General features: G+C 45.6%; 9 protein-coding genes. 3 read left to right on the top strand and 6 right to left on the bottom strand.

The features are described from left to right. Positions 1-197 precede the first annotated feature (197 nt). The 4 genes from ASL11_RS04495 to ASL11_RS04480 form a co-directional block, all read right to left on the bottom strand. Positions 198-2306 carry a molybdopterin oxidoreductase family protein gene (locus ASL11_RS04495; protein ID WP_235550375.1) on the bottom strand — a complete coding sequence of 703 codons (2109 nt, stop codon included), beginning with the start codon at positions 2304-2306 and terminating at the stop codon, positions 198-200. 57 nt (positions 2307-2363) lie between these two features. Then, positions 2364-2714 carry a nitrite reductase small subunit NirD gene (gene nirD, locus ASL11_RS04490; RefSeq protein ID WP_063795473.1) on the bottom strand — a complete coding sequence of 117 codons (351 nt, stop codon included), beginning with the start codon at positions 2712-2714 and terminating at the stop codon, positions 2364-2366. A gap of 33 nt (positions 2715-2747) precedes the next feature. After that, positions 2748-5174: a nitrite reductase large subunit NirB gene (gene nirB / locus ASL11_RS04485; protein WP_056610266.1), complete on the bottom strand. Its 2427-nt coding sequence runs from the start codon at positions 5172-5174 to the stop codon at positions 2748-2750. 257 nt (positions 5175-5431) lie between these two features. Continuing rightward, positions 5432-6673: a nitrate/nitrite transporter gene (locus tag ASL11_RS04480; protein WP_056610264.1), complete on the bottom strand. Its 1242-nt coding sequence runs from the start codon at positions 6671-6673 to the stop codon at positions 5432-5434. A gap of 463 nt (positions 6674-7136) precedes the next feature. Between ASL11_RS04480 and ASL11_RS04475 the strand changes: the two genes are divergently transcribed. Then, entirely contained in the window at positions 7137-7787 is a 651-nt protein-coding gene (locus ASL11_RS04475) for an ANTAR domain-containing response regulator (RefSeq protein WP_235550374.1), read from the top strand. Beyond that, complete coding sequence (locus ASL11_RS04470) at positions 7784-8815, top strand: anthranilate phosphoribosyltransferase (protein WP_056610262.1); 1032 nt, start codon at positions 7784-7786, stop codon at positions 8813-8815. Before ASL11_RS04475 ends, ASL11_RS04470 begins: the two co-directional genes overlap by 4 nt. Before the next feature lie 67 nt (positions 8816-8882). On the opposite strand, the gene ASL11_RS04465 is transcribed toward ASL11_RS04470, so the two are convergent. After that, on the bottom strand, positions 8883-9659 hold the full coding sequence (locus ASL11_RS04465) for a peptidoglycan-binding protein (RefSeq protein WP_056610260.1): 777 nt from the start codon (positions 9657-9659) through the stop codon (positions 8883-8885). Positions 9660-9941: 282 nt separating this feature from the next. On the opposite strand from ASL11_RS04465, the gene ASL11_RS04460 reads away from it, so the two are divergent. Further along, positions 9942-12938 (top strand): efflux RND transporter permease subunit, encoded by a 2997-nt coding sequence (locus tag ASL11_RS04460; protein ID WP_056610259.1) that lies wholly within the window; start codon positions 9942-9944, stop codon positions 12936-12938. A 67-nt stretch (positions 12939-13005) separates the two neighbouring features. Here ASL11_RS04460 and ASL11_RS04455 read toward each other — a convergent pair whose 3' ends face one another. Beyond that, a complete protein-coding gene (locus ASL11_RS04455; RefSeq protein WP_056610257.1) occupies positions 13006-14160 on the bottom strand; it encodes a sulfite reductase subunit alpha in 1155 nt (384 codons plus the stop codon). Positions 14161-14415 lie beyond the last annotated feature (255 nt).

Genomic DNA, 14415 nt, shown 5'->3' with positions numbered 1-14415 from the left:
CCTTCATAATAGCTGTAGAAAATCCATTTAAAGTAACAGATGTAGCATGTGGTGGGAGGTTGTAAGTCGGGATCGCAAGTGGAGGTTGGCTGAGTGCTAGTTGCTGGGGGACTGGTTGGTGGATGGTGGGGGTACGGGGTACGGGTTGTTAACCAAAACAAACACCCCCAGTTGAAATCCAACTGGGGCACTCTATTTCATTCCACTCGCTCAACCTTCACAGCGCATATCTTAAACTCCGGCATCCGACTCGTTGGATCCAAGGCATCATTCGTCAACACGTTGATCGAATGCTCGTCGCCCCAATGGAAAGGAACGAAGACGGTGCGAGGTTGAATCCCCTCGGTGACCTTGACTTGAAAAACGAGAGATCCACGCCGGCTTGTGATCCGGATTTTTTGTTCCACACTTAGGCCGATTCGCTTGGCCAAAGACGGATGAATTTCGGCAACCGGAACGGGTGCCTTCTTATTAAGAGCTTCGGTTCGGCGCGTCTGCGCACCGCTTAAATAATGGTTGGCCAGACGGCCCGTTGTGAGCACGAACGGAAAGTCGCTATCAATAGGCTCGGCAGGCATTTTCGGCTGTATGCCGAATAATATGGCTTTCCCATCCGCATGATGAAAACGATCTTGGAATAATTGTGGTGTTCCCGGATGGTCGGCTGACCCACATGGCCAGAAGATCCCTTTCTCTTTTTGCAAACGTTCATAGGTGATGCCGCTATAATCGGCTTTGCCACCTGCGGTAGCTGCAGCTAGTTCACGAAACACGTCTTCAATACCCGCATATTGAAAGTAGGCGCCTCGTCCTAGCGCATCAGCTAGTTCGCTGATAATGTGATAGTCCAGTTTGCAATTCCCCGGAAGCTCCATGGCTTTCCTGCGATGGAACACTCGCCCCTCCAGGTTGGTCATGGTTCCTTCCGCTTCAGCAAAAGATGAACCAGGCAACAAATAATGCGCATACCGTGCCGTTTCGGTCTCGAACATATCTACGACCACGAGTAATTCTAGCTTTTGTAAGGCACGCTCTACCATCTTATTATTCGGGCTAGAAACTAGTGGATTAGAGCCCAGTACGATTAATGCTTTAATTTCACCTTCATCGATTTTCTGCAGCAATTCATAGGCGGAAACACCTTTACCTGGTAGCTCACTTGGATCAATGCCCCATACTTTCGCCACATGTTCACGAGCAGCAGGATCTTCGATCAAGCGGTAGCCTGGCAGCTGGTCGGCTTTTTGCCCATGCTCACGTCCACCTTGGCCGTTTGCTTGACCAGTCACAGCGCCATAGCCGCAGCCAGAACGCCCTATTTTACCCGTGAGCAGTGTCAGGTTAATGTAATTGAGTGTATTCTCAACCCCATTCACTTGTTGCTCCAAACCTCTTGCCGTTAGCACGATCCCCGTCTCTGCCTTCGCAAAGCCGCGTGCAATTGTACGAATCACCGCTTCAAGTACGCCAGTTAAATATTCAACGCGAGCTGGTGTGAACGATTTGACTGCTTCTTTCACTTGTTCGAAACCAGATGTACGTGATTGAACGAACTTCTGATCAATGAGGTTCTCGGCAATCATGACATGGAGTAGCCCATTAATGAAGACGGAGTCAAAACCAGGTTGAAGTCTCACATGAATATCTGCCGTCTTGGAGGTCATCGTATTGCGCGGATCAATGGTCACAATCACGGCGCCTTTTTTCTTTGCTTCTAATAGATAAGGCATCATCGTAGGCTGGCACTCCGCAATATTCGTACCCGCTAGAATGATATATTTCGCATTTGGAATTTCCGATAAAGGCATAGTCATCCCACGATCAATTCCGAAAGCTTTATTACTCGCAGCCGCAGCTGATGACATACAATAACGACCGTTATAATCGATATATTTGGACCTAAGCGCCACACGCGTAAACTTACCAAGTAAGTAACTTACTTCATTCGTCAACGATCCGCCGCCATAGACGCCAATCGCATCACGCCCATGTTCAGCCTGCAACGATGTAATCCTCTTCGCAATATCTGAATACGCATGAGCCCAAGAAACCGGCTGCCAATGGCCTACTCTTGCGACTTCCCTATGAAGCGGCTCCAGAATTCGTTCCGAATGAACGACATGCTCCAAAGCATTCAGACCTTTTTGACATAATCGGCCTGTTGCAACTGGGAAATTCGCGCTCGGCTTAATCGTTAAACCTTCTGCCTTATCACTGGGTAGTATCTCCAATCCACACTGCATACTGCAAAAGCAACAATGGGAGGAGGGCTGTTCATCCGATAATGTTACCAGTGCTGTTTTCAACGCTCCCACCCCCGCAGATCAAGCTCTCTTTATAGGTATATAAGAGTTATATAAGGGCTAACAAGCCATTTCATCATTGATCGGAAATCCGATAAAAACGGTACCGTCATCCACTTTAGTCAAGTACGTTTTCACGCAACCTGTATCAGGTGCTTGCACGAGTCCGGAAGGCAAATGGATCTTGCGATCATGCATAGGGCAGAACACGTGGTCATCACAGACGATGCCTTCGGCAAGGACGCCCTCTTTATGCGGACAACGATTCTGAATCGCTTGAAGCTTACCACTTTTCAATTTGAATAAGGCAACCTCTTCCCCTTGATATCGAATCGTCTTCCCTGTATTAAAGGCTAAATCCTCATAAGAAACGGCTTGCACCCAAATCATTTGCTCATTTTGTGTTATCATCTTCTCTGCTCCTCCCTGTTTATCTCTCTATTTCTATTTCAGTTCAACAACTTCATATAGATCGCGTTGGATTTTCTTGCTATCAATGGCTTGCTTCCATGGATCTTGTGTCACGGATAGCGCCAAATCCATGCGTTCACACAATTGCTTACGCTCTTGGTCATTTTGGACAACATCACGAATATGATCGATTCCTAGACGGTGTACCCATTCACTCGTACGCTCGCCGTATTTACCCGTTTCGCGGTAGTATTGCAGATAAGCTTCTGTATATTCGATGATCTCTTCTTCGGTCTTCACCGTGCTCATCAAATCACCTACGCGGACTTTTACGCCACCGTTACCACCTGCATACAGCTCCCAGCCACCATCGACAGATACGACTCCTAGATCTTTAATTCCGGATTCCGCACAATTTCGCGGACAACCTGAAACAGCAAGCTTCACTTTGGCTGGCGTATTCAAGCGTTCAAAACGTTTCTCCAACTCGATACCAACACCCATCGCATCCCCCGTACCGAAACGACAGAAGGTTTCGCCGACACATGTTTTCACTGTCCGTAAGGCTTTACCGTAAGCGTACCCTGATGGCATATCCAATGCTTCCCACATGGCGGTCAAATCTTCTTTTTTCACACCTAACAAGTCGAGTCGTTGTCCGCCAGTAAATTTCACCGTCGGTACGTTGAATTGTTCAGCAACCTCTGCAATGCGCTTAAGCTCTGTCGGATTCGTAACACCACCATAAATTCGTGGGACAACGGAGTACGTACCGTCTTTTTGTATATTGGCATGCATACGCTCGTTCACGAAACGGGACGTGCTGTCATCTTTATACGTTTCAGGGCTAATCATGCCCAAATAATAATTGAGTGCTGGACGGCATTTGGAGCAGCCTTCTTCATTTTTCCATTCAAGGACGTTCATCACTTCGCGCACATGAGATAATCCTTTTTCCCGAATAGCCGTCACTACTTCATCTCGCGTGTGCGTTGTACAGCCACAGATTGTTTCTTTCGCTGCGTTTTTATCATAAGAAGCCCCAAGGGTGAAAGCCAACAGATCACTGACTAATGGCTTACAGCCTCCACAGGAACGCGATGCCGTTGTACAGTTCTTCACTTCATCTACAGTCGTTAATCCCTGATCCTTAATGGCGGAACAAATCGTCCCTTTCGTTACACCGTTACAACCACAGATAATCGCGTCATCCTTCATCTCTGCAACCCCGGAAGCCGCACCACCACCGCCACTCGAACCGTCCGTTAGAATCGCCGTTTTTCCCATACCGCTAATATCTGTTTCTTCTCGAATCATTTGCATAAGTCGCGTACCATCAGCTGTATCACCAAAGAGTACCGCACCGATAATTTTATTATCTTTAATAACGACTTTCTTATAGACACCAGAGAATTCATCGTGAATACGAATTGCTTTGGTTCCTTCCGCCTCAACGAATTGACCGCCTGAGAATACATCAACACCGGATACTTTGAGCTTCGTGTACAAAATAGAGCCTTCATACGGGCCTGTTTCTACGCCAGCCAAATGCTTTGCCAGTACGGCACCTTGCTCATAGAGCGGTGCAACTAGACCATAGGCGATGCCTCTGTGCATCGCACATTCACCAACGGCATACACATTCGGAACGCTAGTTTGCAAGTAATCATTGACAATAATGCCTGGATTACACTCAACGCCAGCTTCTTTCGCAAGGGCTACATTAGGACGAATACCTACCGCCATGACGATTAGATCCGCTTCAGCTATCGTACCATCCTTAAATTTAAGCCCTGTCACCCGTTTGTCTCCCACAATTTCTGCCGATTGCTTCTCTAACAGAAAGTTGATACCTTGCTCTTCAAGAGCAGCTTGCAGCATTTTGGACGCTGTGCGATCCAGTTGACGCTCCATAATCGTATCGACGATGTGAACAACATCGACTTTCATACCGAGATTGAGGAAGCCACGCGCTGCTTCTAAACCCAGCAAACCGCCGCCGATGACGATCGCTTTCTTGTACTTTTTAGCCGACTCAATCATGATTTCACAGTCGCGAATCGTTCTATAGGCCATAACGCCTTCTTTGTCTGCACCTGGCATAGGAATCATGAATGGATTAGAACCCGTTGCCAAAATTAATTTATCATAAGAAACGGTCAAGCCTTTATCGCTCGTGACGGTTTGAGCCAGTGTGTCGATGCCCGTGATGGTTTGATTCGTATATAATGTAATGTTATTGTTCGTATACCATTCATAAGGGTGGATAACGATATCCTCAACCTTTGAATCGCCGGAGAGCACATAGGACAACAAGATTCTATTGTAGTTCGGATGCGGTTCACTACCGAAAATCGTAACCTCATATTTATCGGGTGCCAGTTTTAGTAAATGTTCAACGGCATTAACACCCGCCATTCCATTTCCGACCAGGACTAGCTTCTCTTTTTTGACTGTCATTGTGATCATCCTTCCATCCATTTACTATGGCATTCAATTGAATTTGAGTAGTTGTGAAAAAAGGGTCATTTAGGAGCAGGGCTCCCAAATGACAAATTTGGGATATGGAGCTTGAGCAGTTCGATTGTTCGAAAAGAACTGCAAAGACGCTAGTCGTAACGTCTTTGCCCATACAGCCTGATGAGCAGGCTGCATGAGCAAAAACCTTACTGGATGTGCCGCTGACCACGTAGAATCAGCGGCGTTCCCTGCTTATGTTAAGCCTGAATCGTATCCATGCTCGAAGACGCTACTTTCACCTTACCGCCTTCGCCAATCCATGTACGTTTCCATTGCCCTTGAACAACCGCAATAATGACGATACAACTTAGTGCAATTCCACTCAGAATCAGGAAGCCTGGTGTGAAAGAACCCGTGGATAATTTCAGGTTTCCAAGAATTTTAGGCAAGAAGTAACCACCTAATCCCCCTGCTGCTCCAACAATTCCTGTCATCACACCAATTTCCGCTTTGAAACGCTGTGGCACGAGTTGGAATACCGAACCATTTCCCATTCCGAAGGCCATCATAGCAACGAAGAGCATGACTGTCGTCAATGAAAGTGCTGGAAGCGTCGAGATACCTGCCATCATTAATCCAACAACACCATATAGAACCATTAACATACGAATTCCGCCAATCTTATCTGCAAGCCATCCTCCAACGGGACGGAAGAAGCTACCACCGATGACACATAAAGTTGTAAAGTCTGCAGCACGCACAGGAGAAAGCCCATATTGTGTATTAAAGAAAATCGTAAGATAAGATGCCATTCCTACAAAACCACCGAAAGTTACACTATAGAAAATACAGAACAACCACGAATCCTTCTGTTTCAATACTTTACCGTACTCTGCAATCGTTTTTGGTGCTGGTTTATTGGGACTATCCTTTGCCAAAATACTGAAAATGACTAGTGTTATTGCAATTGGAATCATGGCAACCCCGAAAACAACGTGCCAATCTCCATAATGTTGTGCTAAACGATTTGCAAACAAGGTAGCGAAAATCGTCCCGCTATTTCCTGCACCTGCAATCCCCATTGCTAATCCTTGATACTGTGGCGGGTACCAGCTGCTAGCGAGCGGTAGTGCTGCAGCAAAGCTTGCTCCTGCGATACCTAGCATTAGAGCTACAAAATACATATCTCCCATCGTGTTAGCGAACTGCCATCCCCAGAATAATGGAATTAAGGTAAGAGAAAGCCCAATCTGTCCTGTTAGTTTAGGACCAATTTTATCCGTTAGTACGCCAAGTACTAGTCGTAGGACCGCCCCCCCTAAAGTTGGTAAAGCAACCAAATTAGCTTTTTGTGCGGCATCCAACCCAAAATCTTTGGCTAGGATGACAGCTAGCGGTCCAAGAAGCACCCAGACCATGAAACTCATGTCAAAATACAAGAATGAACTGAACAAAGACCCTTTGTGCCCTACTTGCATAAAACTTTTCCGATCTACCATGCAATCCCTCTCCTTTTGTGAGGCTTTTCGCCTTCTTTTTGTCCTATCCATTTGTTTGACTGCGCGTTGACAGAAAAGGCCGACAAACATACCCTATCAGTCACGGGATGTTTATCGGCCTCATTGCCACTGCTGCCACTTCCTCGTGAACAGCATGATAGATGTAGTTTTTTCATAACAATGAACATAAAAAGCCTATCCAGTTACGTATTTGTAAGGGGATAGGCGCCGTTGCCTTCGTTAAGTGGCACATCATTGTGCCGATTTCTTAACTTGATTATACGATGCACTTAATTCTATGTCAATAAACTTAACACAAAAAATTATATCAGAGAATTTGAGTAGCATATCGACAAATTTCAGGTGCATATGCTATAGTATTGCCGTATAATAATACCAAATAAGATCGAAACCTAACATGTACTTGTCATGAGTTAAAGTTATTCAAGATGGAGGTATTCCCATGTTGCAATCATTCATTCTGGTCGACGAGTTCATGACAACTCGCTCAGCTGCCTCCTCTGAGCCCTCACATGCTGTTCGAACGGAAGACATGCAAGGAAAAGAATTTTTACCTGATGAAATCATGAAGGATTTGGGGTTCCGCATTTATACTTCATCTAATATGAAAGAAATTTCCTTTATCATCCCTAAGGTCGATGCTGTATTATTATCAGTAGGTCCCGAACAAGTCACAGATTGGCGTATACGCTTGCTTGCACAGCGGAGTCTTCCCATATTCTGGTGGTGTGATACGCAAACTTTTCCTTCTAATGAATGTAAGATGGATGCGGGAATAGATGGCTTGATCGGTCCCACGATGAGCCCACTAGAAATTCATTGTGCGTTGATACTGGGTGTGAACCATTATTTCCAACGAACCGAGTGGCATCAGGAGCGCGAACAACTGCTGTCCAAGCTTGAAGAACGTAAGTGGGTTGATCAGGCGAAGCGAATTTTATGCGAAATCAAAGGTATCTCGGAAGCTGAAGCTTATGATTTCCTCCGTAAACAAGCTATGAATGAACGTAAGCGTATGGTCGACGTCGCAACCTCCATCGTCAAGGTATATCAGATACTACAGGATCAGAACAAAGGGGGCCGCAAACGATGATATCCTTATTAAAAGAAGTAGGCCGCGGTAAACGCGGAGCCAGAGACCTTACCTATGAAGAAGCGGCTCAAGCAGCCGAACTCATCCTAACCGGTGCAGCCACCCAAGCTCAGATCGGCGCTTTTCTTGTAGCTGAGCGAATTAAAATGGAATCACCTGATGAAATCAAAGCCTTTATTCATGCCTTACGACAACGTATTAGCACTTATCCCATGGCAGGAAGTATCGATTGTGCCGGTCCCTATGATGGTCGCACTCGCACATTTATCGCAACATTACCGACCGCATTCGTACTCGCAGCCTGCGGATTGCCAACAACTTTGCATGGCAGCCCTAGCATGCCTCCTAAATGGGGCATCACCTTGTCCGATGTGCTTACAGCAATGGGGGTAAATGCACTTGAAGCATCACGTGAAGCATTAGTTTCTGCTGCGGCGCGAACAGGCTTCTTATTCACACCGACCGAAAGCTGGTGTGAACCGCTTGGCGAGCTGCGCGAAATTCGTAAAGAACTCGGTTTGAGAACCGTGTTCAATACGGCGGAGAAGCTGCTGCGTTTTACAGAAGCTCCCTATATGGCTGTTGGTGTGTTTCACGGCACTGTTTTTGAGAAAATCACGAATTTGCTCATTGAATTAGGTGTTTCTCGCGGTATTGTGGTGCAGGGTATGGAGGGCTCAGAGGACTTAGGTGTTGATAAACGTACAAGAACCTACCTTATCCAAGACGGGGCAAGTGAGTTATTCATTGTAGATCCTGAAATTTATGAGCTGATGGTTGAAGTGCCAGCCCAGGAATGGACGGCTGAACTGCAAGCAGAGACCACACTTTCTGTCCTTCGCGGCGATGCTTCACTCCCCTACTTAAATATGGTACTGCTCAACAGTGCTGTCCGTTTGTGGATTTCCCAGAAAGCTGGCTCCATTGAAGAAGGCATCTATATGGCCCGTCATGCGATTGAGCAAGGTGCAGCACTCCAGAAGTATACGGAATGGACCGAAGCAATTAAACCTGTATCTGCCACATAAGCATCGTTGAAACAAAAAGGACGTAATGAATGCTCACGCATCCGTTACGTCCTTTTTCCTATGTTGTCTATTTACCAATAAACTGTTGGGTGAACATTTTACCGCACGGCCCGCCATCTACAATGCCGATACCAATATGCGTGTAATCTTTGCTAAGTATATTCGCTTTATGTCCTGGAGAGTTCATTAAAGCTTCATGAGCTGCTTGAACGCTTTGGTTACAAGCAATGTTCTCCCCTGCTGCATTATACGTAATTCCGAATTTCTCCATCATATCGAATGGTGAACCATACGTTGGTGAGTCATGGGAGAAATATTTGTTATCCACCATATCTTGGCTTTTTAGACGGGCTGTTTTGGTCAACTCTAGATCAGCTGTAAGCGCAGCGAGACCAATAGCCGTTCGCTCTTTATTCACAAGATCCAGCATTTGCTGCTCTTCTACCGTTAATCCTGACGTTGAGGGAACCTGTGGAGCAGGTGTTGGACTCGGTATATCCGGCGCCGGTGTTGGTACTGGCGTTGGCGTTGGCGTCGCCTTCTTGGGAATCTTCAAATTACCATAAGCCCACAGGATGGATTGTAAGGTTTGATCATCAACATTTCCCGTTACTGGCAAACCATATCTACTTTGAAACGCTTTAACCCCAGCTTGTGTTTGATTACCATAATAGCCTGTAATCGGTCCCGAGTAGTAACCAAGAGACTTCAACATCCCTTGAACCGCGTATACATCTGGGCCTTTTGCACCTTTGCCATACGCAAAAACAGTCGTTGTGGAAGCACTGAACAAGACCACACAGATGAGGACTATCCAGATCAACCTCTTTTTGCCTTGTAACATGCGTTACGTTCACTTCCCGTCGTCTTCAGTATCTTCGTCACAAGATGGACGATAAGGGTAGCATTTCCTTCGAGTTGATCTTTTATCCAAATCATGAAAATTCTATCTACCTAATCCCTTATTTACATATATCAATCAGAAGATGGAATTCTACACTTTAGGGATTTCTCCGACTGTAGTCTGAGTTGAAACCATCCCACAGCCATATTCGCATTAAGATTGATATCGCTATACTTGTGCCTAGAGAAATAAAGAGATAGATCATGAAAGGGAGCGAGTCGTGTGACATGGTTTACGAAATGGGCTTTTAGTAACAAAGCAGCAGTCATTTTTTTGGTGATATTAATTTTAGGCACGGGAATCGGTAGTTATTTTAAATTGCCAATGGAATTTCTCCCAAGTGCAGATTTCCCACAGATTAGTGTTACGGTCGTCGGCCAAGGCTACGATGCTAAATCCATGCTAGATAGTGCAACTACACCTATAGAGAAAGCTGTCTCCAGTGTGCCGGGTAAGAAAGAAATATTCTCCACATCATCCGACGGCTTCATGAAAATTGATATGACATTTGATTCGGATATTAAAATGAAGGATGCCCAAGCTAGCGTGCAAGAAGCACTCTCCTCGATTGTTCTCCCTGCGGGGATGTCGAAGCCTTTCGTTATTCGATTAAATACCTCGATGATTCCACTCTCCTGGGTATCCCTTAACTTCAAAGATGGCATCACCAAGCAAAATGTTGAGCTAGCACAAGAGAAAATATTACCTGAGTTTCAGAAAATCAGAGGACTTGCTAGCGTAGCGCTTGGTGGCACATCCGTTTCCCAGGTGATTATTCACCCTGATAAAGATAAGCTGGCTAGTGCGAAATTGCCTGCTCAGGTGCTGATGGGTGTCCTTCAAGGGCAGAACGTGACTGTCAATGTCGGTGAAAGGCCCATCGATGGCAAAACAAGTGCCATTAAGGTCGTGGGGAACCTAAACGACCTGAATACGCTTACTAATTTAACCGTTGCACCTGGCGTCAAGTTAAAAGATGTTGCCACTGTTGAAGTTGCTGCAAACAAAGATACACTGACCCGTATTAACGGCAAAGATTCCCTTACCTTGGTAGTAACCAAGGATGCTAGCTCCAATGCGGTTGATATCAGTAAGGAAGTAGATAAAATCTCAGAAGAAATCGCAACGAAATACCCGAATGCAACGGCAGAAGTGATTTATTCCACGGCTGAATCTGTGGTCACTTCCGTGAACAGTATGATGAGAGAAGTGTTACTTGGCGCCTTATTCGCGACAATTGTGATTCTGATCTTCCTAAGAAATGTTCGTTCCACGTTCATTACGATCGTTTCTATCCCTCTTTCACTTGGATTAACATTGTTCCTGCTTTCCCAATCTGGTGTGACACTGAATATCTTGACCCTTGGCGGGGTCGCAGTAGCCGTAGGACGGCTCGTGGATGATAGTATCGTTGTTATTGAAAATATTTTCCGAAGAACCCAGAAGACGGAGTTCTCCAAGGAATTAATCCTTGATGCAACGCGTGAGGTCGCTAGAGCGATTACTGCTTCTACTTTAACAACCGTTGCAGTGTTCCTACCGCTTGGACTTTTGAAAGGCTCATTACAAGCGTTCCTGCTTCCTTTTGCCTTAACCGTTACCTACTCTCTGCTGTCCTCCTTGCTGGTTGCATTAACCGTCGTACCTGTGATGAGCGCTTGGTTGCTGCGCAAAACGAAATTAAAGGAGCATAAAGAGTCGCAGGGTCTTAGAAACATCTTATCCTGGAGCTTGAACCATAAGTTCATCTCCATTCTTGTTTCGCTTATTCTGTTTGGCGGTTCGATTGCTCTATACTTCGTCATGCCAAAAGGTGCAGTTGCAGGTTCCACAGCAAGCCAGTTGAGTGTCACGCTTTCCTACGCACCTGAAACTCCGATTTCTACCGTGCGCGAAAAAGCAATGGAACTAGAAAAATTCATGCTCGAACAAAGTGAGCTTGATCATCTTATTCTGCAACAAGGAAATACCGAAGATAATGCAAAATGGGGCAGCGTCGCACCTCCAACAATCGCAACTTTCCAAGTATTCATGAAGAAAGATGTGGATACACAGCACTTTATCGACCAGGTAATCACTCAAAAATCCAAATATCCGGACGCTGATTTGCAAGCAGGCGGCGGTGGCTTCGATGGTAGCAGCGGTTCCGCGATTACCGTTGATTTAACAGGAGATTCCGCCAAGAGCTTAGATCAAGCTGCAGCGGATGTCATTGCGGCAATTAAAGGTATTGAAGGTGTTGAGAAAGTTACGAGTAATCAAAATGTAACCAAACCTGGCTATTCGATTACAGTTGATCCTGCTCTGGCTAAACCTGAGGAAATTGCAGGTACAATTCGCTCTCTGATGAACCCAACACCCATTGGTTCGATGAAGCTGGAGAACAAAGAAATACCTGTTGTGTTAGATGCTTTAATTAATCCTTCGACGGTTTCCGACCTATCGAATATTCAAATCATGACAGCAACGGGTCCAGCTGCCTTGACCTCCGTTGCGAAGATCGAAAAAACAAATGAGTCCAACACGATCCTTCATAAGGATAGTCAACAATTCTTGCGTGTGACGGCACTCGTAGACTCAACTAAACTATCCAAAATCAACACAGAGATCACGAAAAACACCAAAGATCTCAAGCTTCCAGCCCATATTGCTTTGAGCGTTGGCGGAGCATCTGCTGAGCAATCCAGTGATTTTGCCGACTTGTTCATGACCATGGGAATCTCCATTGGAATCGTACTGCTGATCATGGTCATCACGTTTAAATCCTTCCGTGCACCAATCGCGAGCATGGTATCCCTTCCTTTTGCGGCCGTCGGTGCGATTGTCGGGATGATGATCACCAAGACATCCTTCGACGTTACGTCGATCTTCGGATTCTTGATGCTGATCGGTATCGTCGTCACGAATGCCATCGTCTTGATTGATCGTGTGAAGCAAAACGAAGAACACATGACTATTCGTGAATCCTTGCTTGAAGCAGCGGCTACACGGATGCGTCCGATCTTGATGACAGCCGTAGCTACCATTTGTGCGATGGTGCCGCTTGTTCTTGCCAAAGCCGAAGAAGGCAGCATCGTTTCCCGAGGCTTAGCAGTAGTGGTTATCGGCGGTCTGACTTCAGCAACGATCTTCACGTTGATCATGGTCCCAACGGTATATGAACTTCTGCATGCTAGAAAAGCAAAACGTCAAAGAAGATATCTTGGAACGGTTCGATAATCGCGCTAACGTCAACAAAAAAGGCGAGCAAGCTGATATTCAGCTTACTCGCCTTACCTATTTTCAATTAATAAACGTCACGTTGGTAACGCCCTTGCTCTTGCAAGCCATTCAAATAGGCTTCAGCCTCTTCGCGGCTCAACTTACCTTCTTTTTCAATGATGTCGATTAAGGTGTTGTGAACATCCTTCGCCATGTTTTGTTTATCGCCACACACGTAGAAGTAAGCTCCGCCTTCTAGCCAAGCGAATAGCTCGTGGCTATTCTCCTGCATTTTATTCTGCACATACACTTTCTGCGCCGTATCACGGGAGAAGGCTACATCGATTTTGGTCAACGCGCCCGCCTGTTGATATTGCTCCAGCTCTTCCTGATACAGATAATCTGTCGCTGAACGCTGGTCACCAAAGAACAGCCATGCTTTGCCTGTCGCTTTGCTCACCGCACGCTCTTGGATAAAGGAACGGAATGGCGCAATTCCTGTACCAGGACCTACCATGATGATATCCTGCTCCGAGGACTCCGGCAGGTTAAAATGTTTATTCAGTTGAACAAAGACAGGAACGGTATCTCCTTCGTTCAGGCGCTCTGCACACATCACGGAACATACACCTTTGCGCTCGCGGCCGTGTGCCATGTAGCGAACAGCACCGATCGTAAGATGAACTTCACCTGGATTAGCTGCAAAGCTACTTGCAATGGAATATAAGCGTGGCGGCATTTTTCTTAATAAAGCGACAATTTCGTGTGGGGAAGCTTTCCATGGTCCGAATTCGCTCAGTAAATCCAGCAAATCGCGGCCGTCTGTATAAGCCTTCAACTGCTCAGTATCTGCCACAAGCTGCTTCAATGCTTCATTGTCGGAAAATTCAACGGCTTGCTGAACGATTTTTCTGGACAACAGCGTAAGCTCGAAATGCTTCAAAAGCGCTTCTTTCAAAGGGAGTGTTTCGTTTTGTTTATTAATGACAACCGCCGTGTCCGCATCCCATTTCATAACCTCAAGGATACCAGCGACCAACTCCGGATCGTTGTCAGGTACTACACCTAAGCAATCGCCAGGCACATAGGACAAGCCAGAGCCTTCAAGCGAAAGCTCAATATGGCGTGTTTCTTTTGTGGAGCCTTCACCGTTCAAATTAATATTTTTCAACACTTTCGCTTGAAACGGATTGGTTCTGGAAAACAAGGATGGTACTTTTTCGACATCAGTAACTTGCATTTCTCTTCACCCCAGAAGAATTTTTATTATTTAGAATAGCACATGCCGCTCAACTTAGAAATGTTTTTTAATTAACCATATTATGAATTTTTAACTTTTTCCAAAAAATTAAACAATTTGTCTTAATTAAAAACCAATTCATGTAAATAATACGACGCAACCTTAACAAATGTGAGAATTTTTCAGTACATTCTTCTTCATCCTCCCATTGACAAAGCACACAGCCATATCATAAACTAAAATTAGTACCAAGTA

This window comes from Paenibacillus sp. Soil750, from assembly GCF_001428045.1.
GTDB classification, from domain to species: domain Bacteria; phylum Bacillota; class Bacilli; order Paenibacillales; family NBRC-103111; genus Paenibacillus_E; species Paenibacillus_E allorhizoplanae.
The sequence above is the reverse complement of the archived record's forward strand: the minus strand, read 5'-3'. Positions and strand labels throughout refer to the sequence as shown.

Excerpts from the sequence above, each read along its gene's own strand:
- nirD (WP_063795473.1), bottom strand. The coding sequence starts at position 2,714 with ATGATAACACAAAATGAGCAAATGATTTGGGTGCAAGCCGTTTCTTAT.
- nirB (WP_056610266.1), bottom strand. The coding sequence starts at position 5,174 with ATGACAGTCAAAAAAGAGAAGCTAGTCCTGGTCGGAAATGGAATGGCG.
- ASL11_RS04480 (WP_056610264.1), bottom strand. The coding sequence starts at position 6,673 with ATGGTAGATCGGAAAAGTTTTATGCAAGTAGGGCACAAAGGGTCTTTG.
- ASL11_RS04475 (WP_235550374.1), top strand. The coding sequence starts at position 7,137 with ATGTTGCAATCATTCATTCTGGTCGACGAGTTCATGACAACTCGCTCA.
- ASL11_RS04470 (WP_056610262.1), top strand. The coding sequence starts at position 7,784 with ATGATATCCTTATTAAAAGAAGTAGGCCGCGGTAAACGCGGAGCCAGA.
- ASL11_RS04465 (WP_056610260.1), bottom strand. The coding sequence starts at position 9,659 with ATGTTACAAGGCAAAAAGAGGTTGATCTGGATAGTCCTCATCTGTGTG.
- ASL11_RS04455 (WP_056610257.1), bottom strand. The coding sequence starts at position 14,160 with ATGCAAGTTACTGATGTCGAAAAAGTACCATCCTTGTTTTCCAGAACC.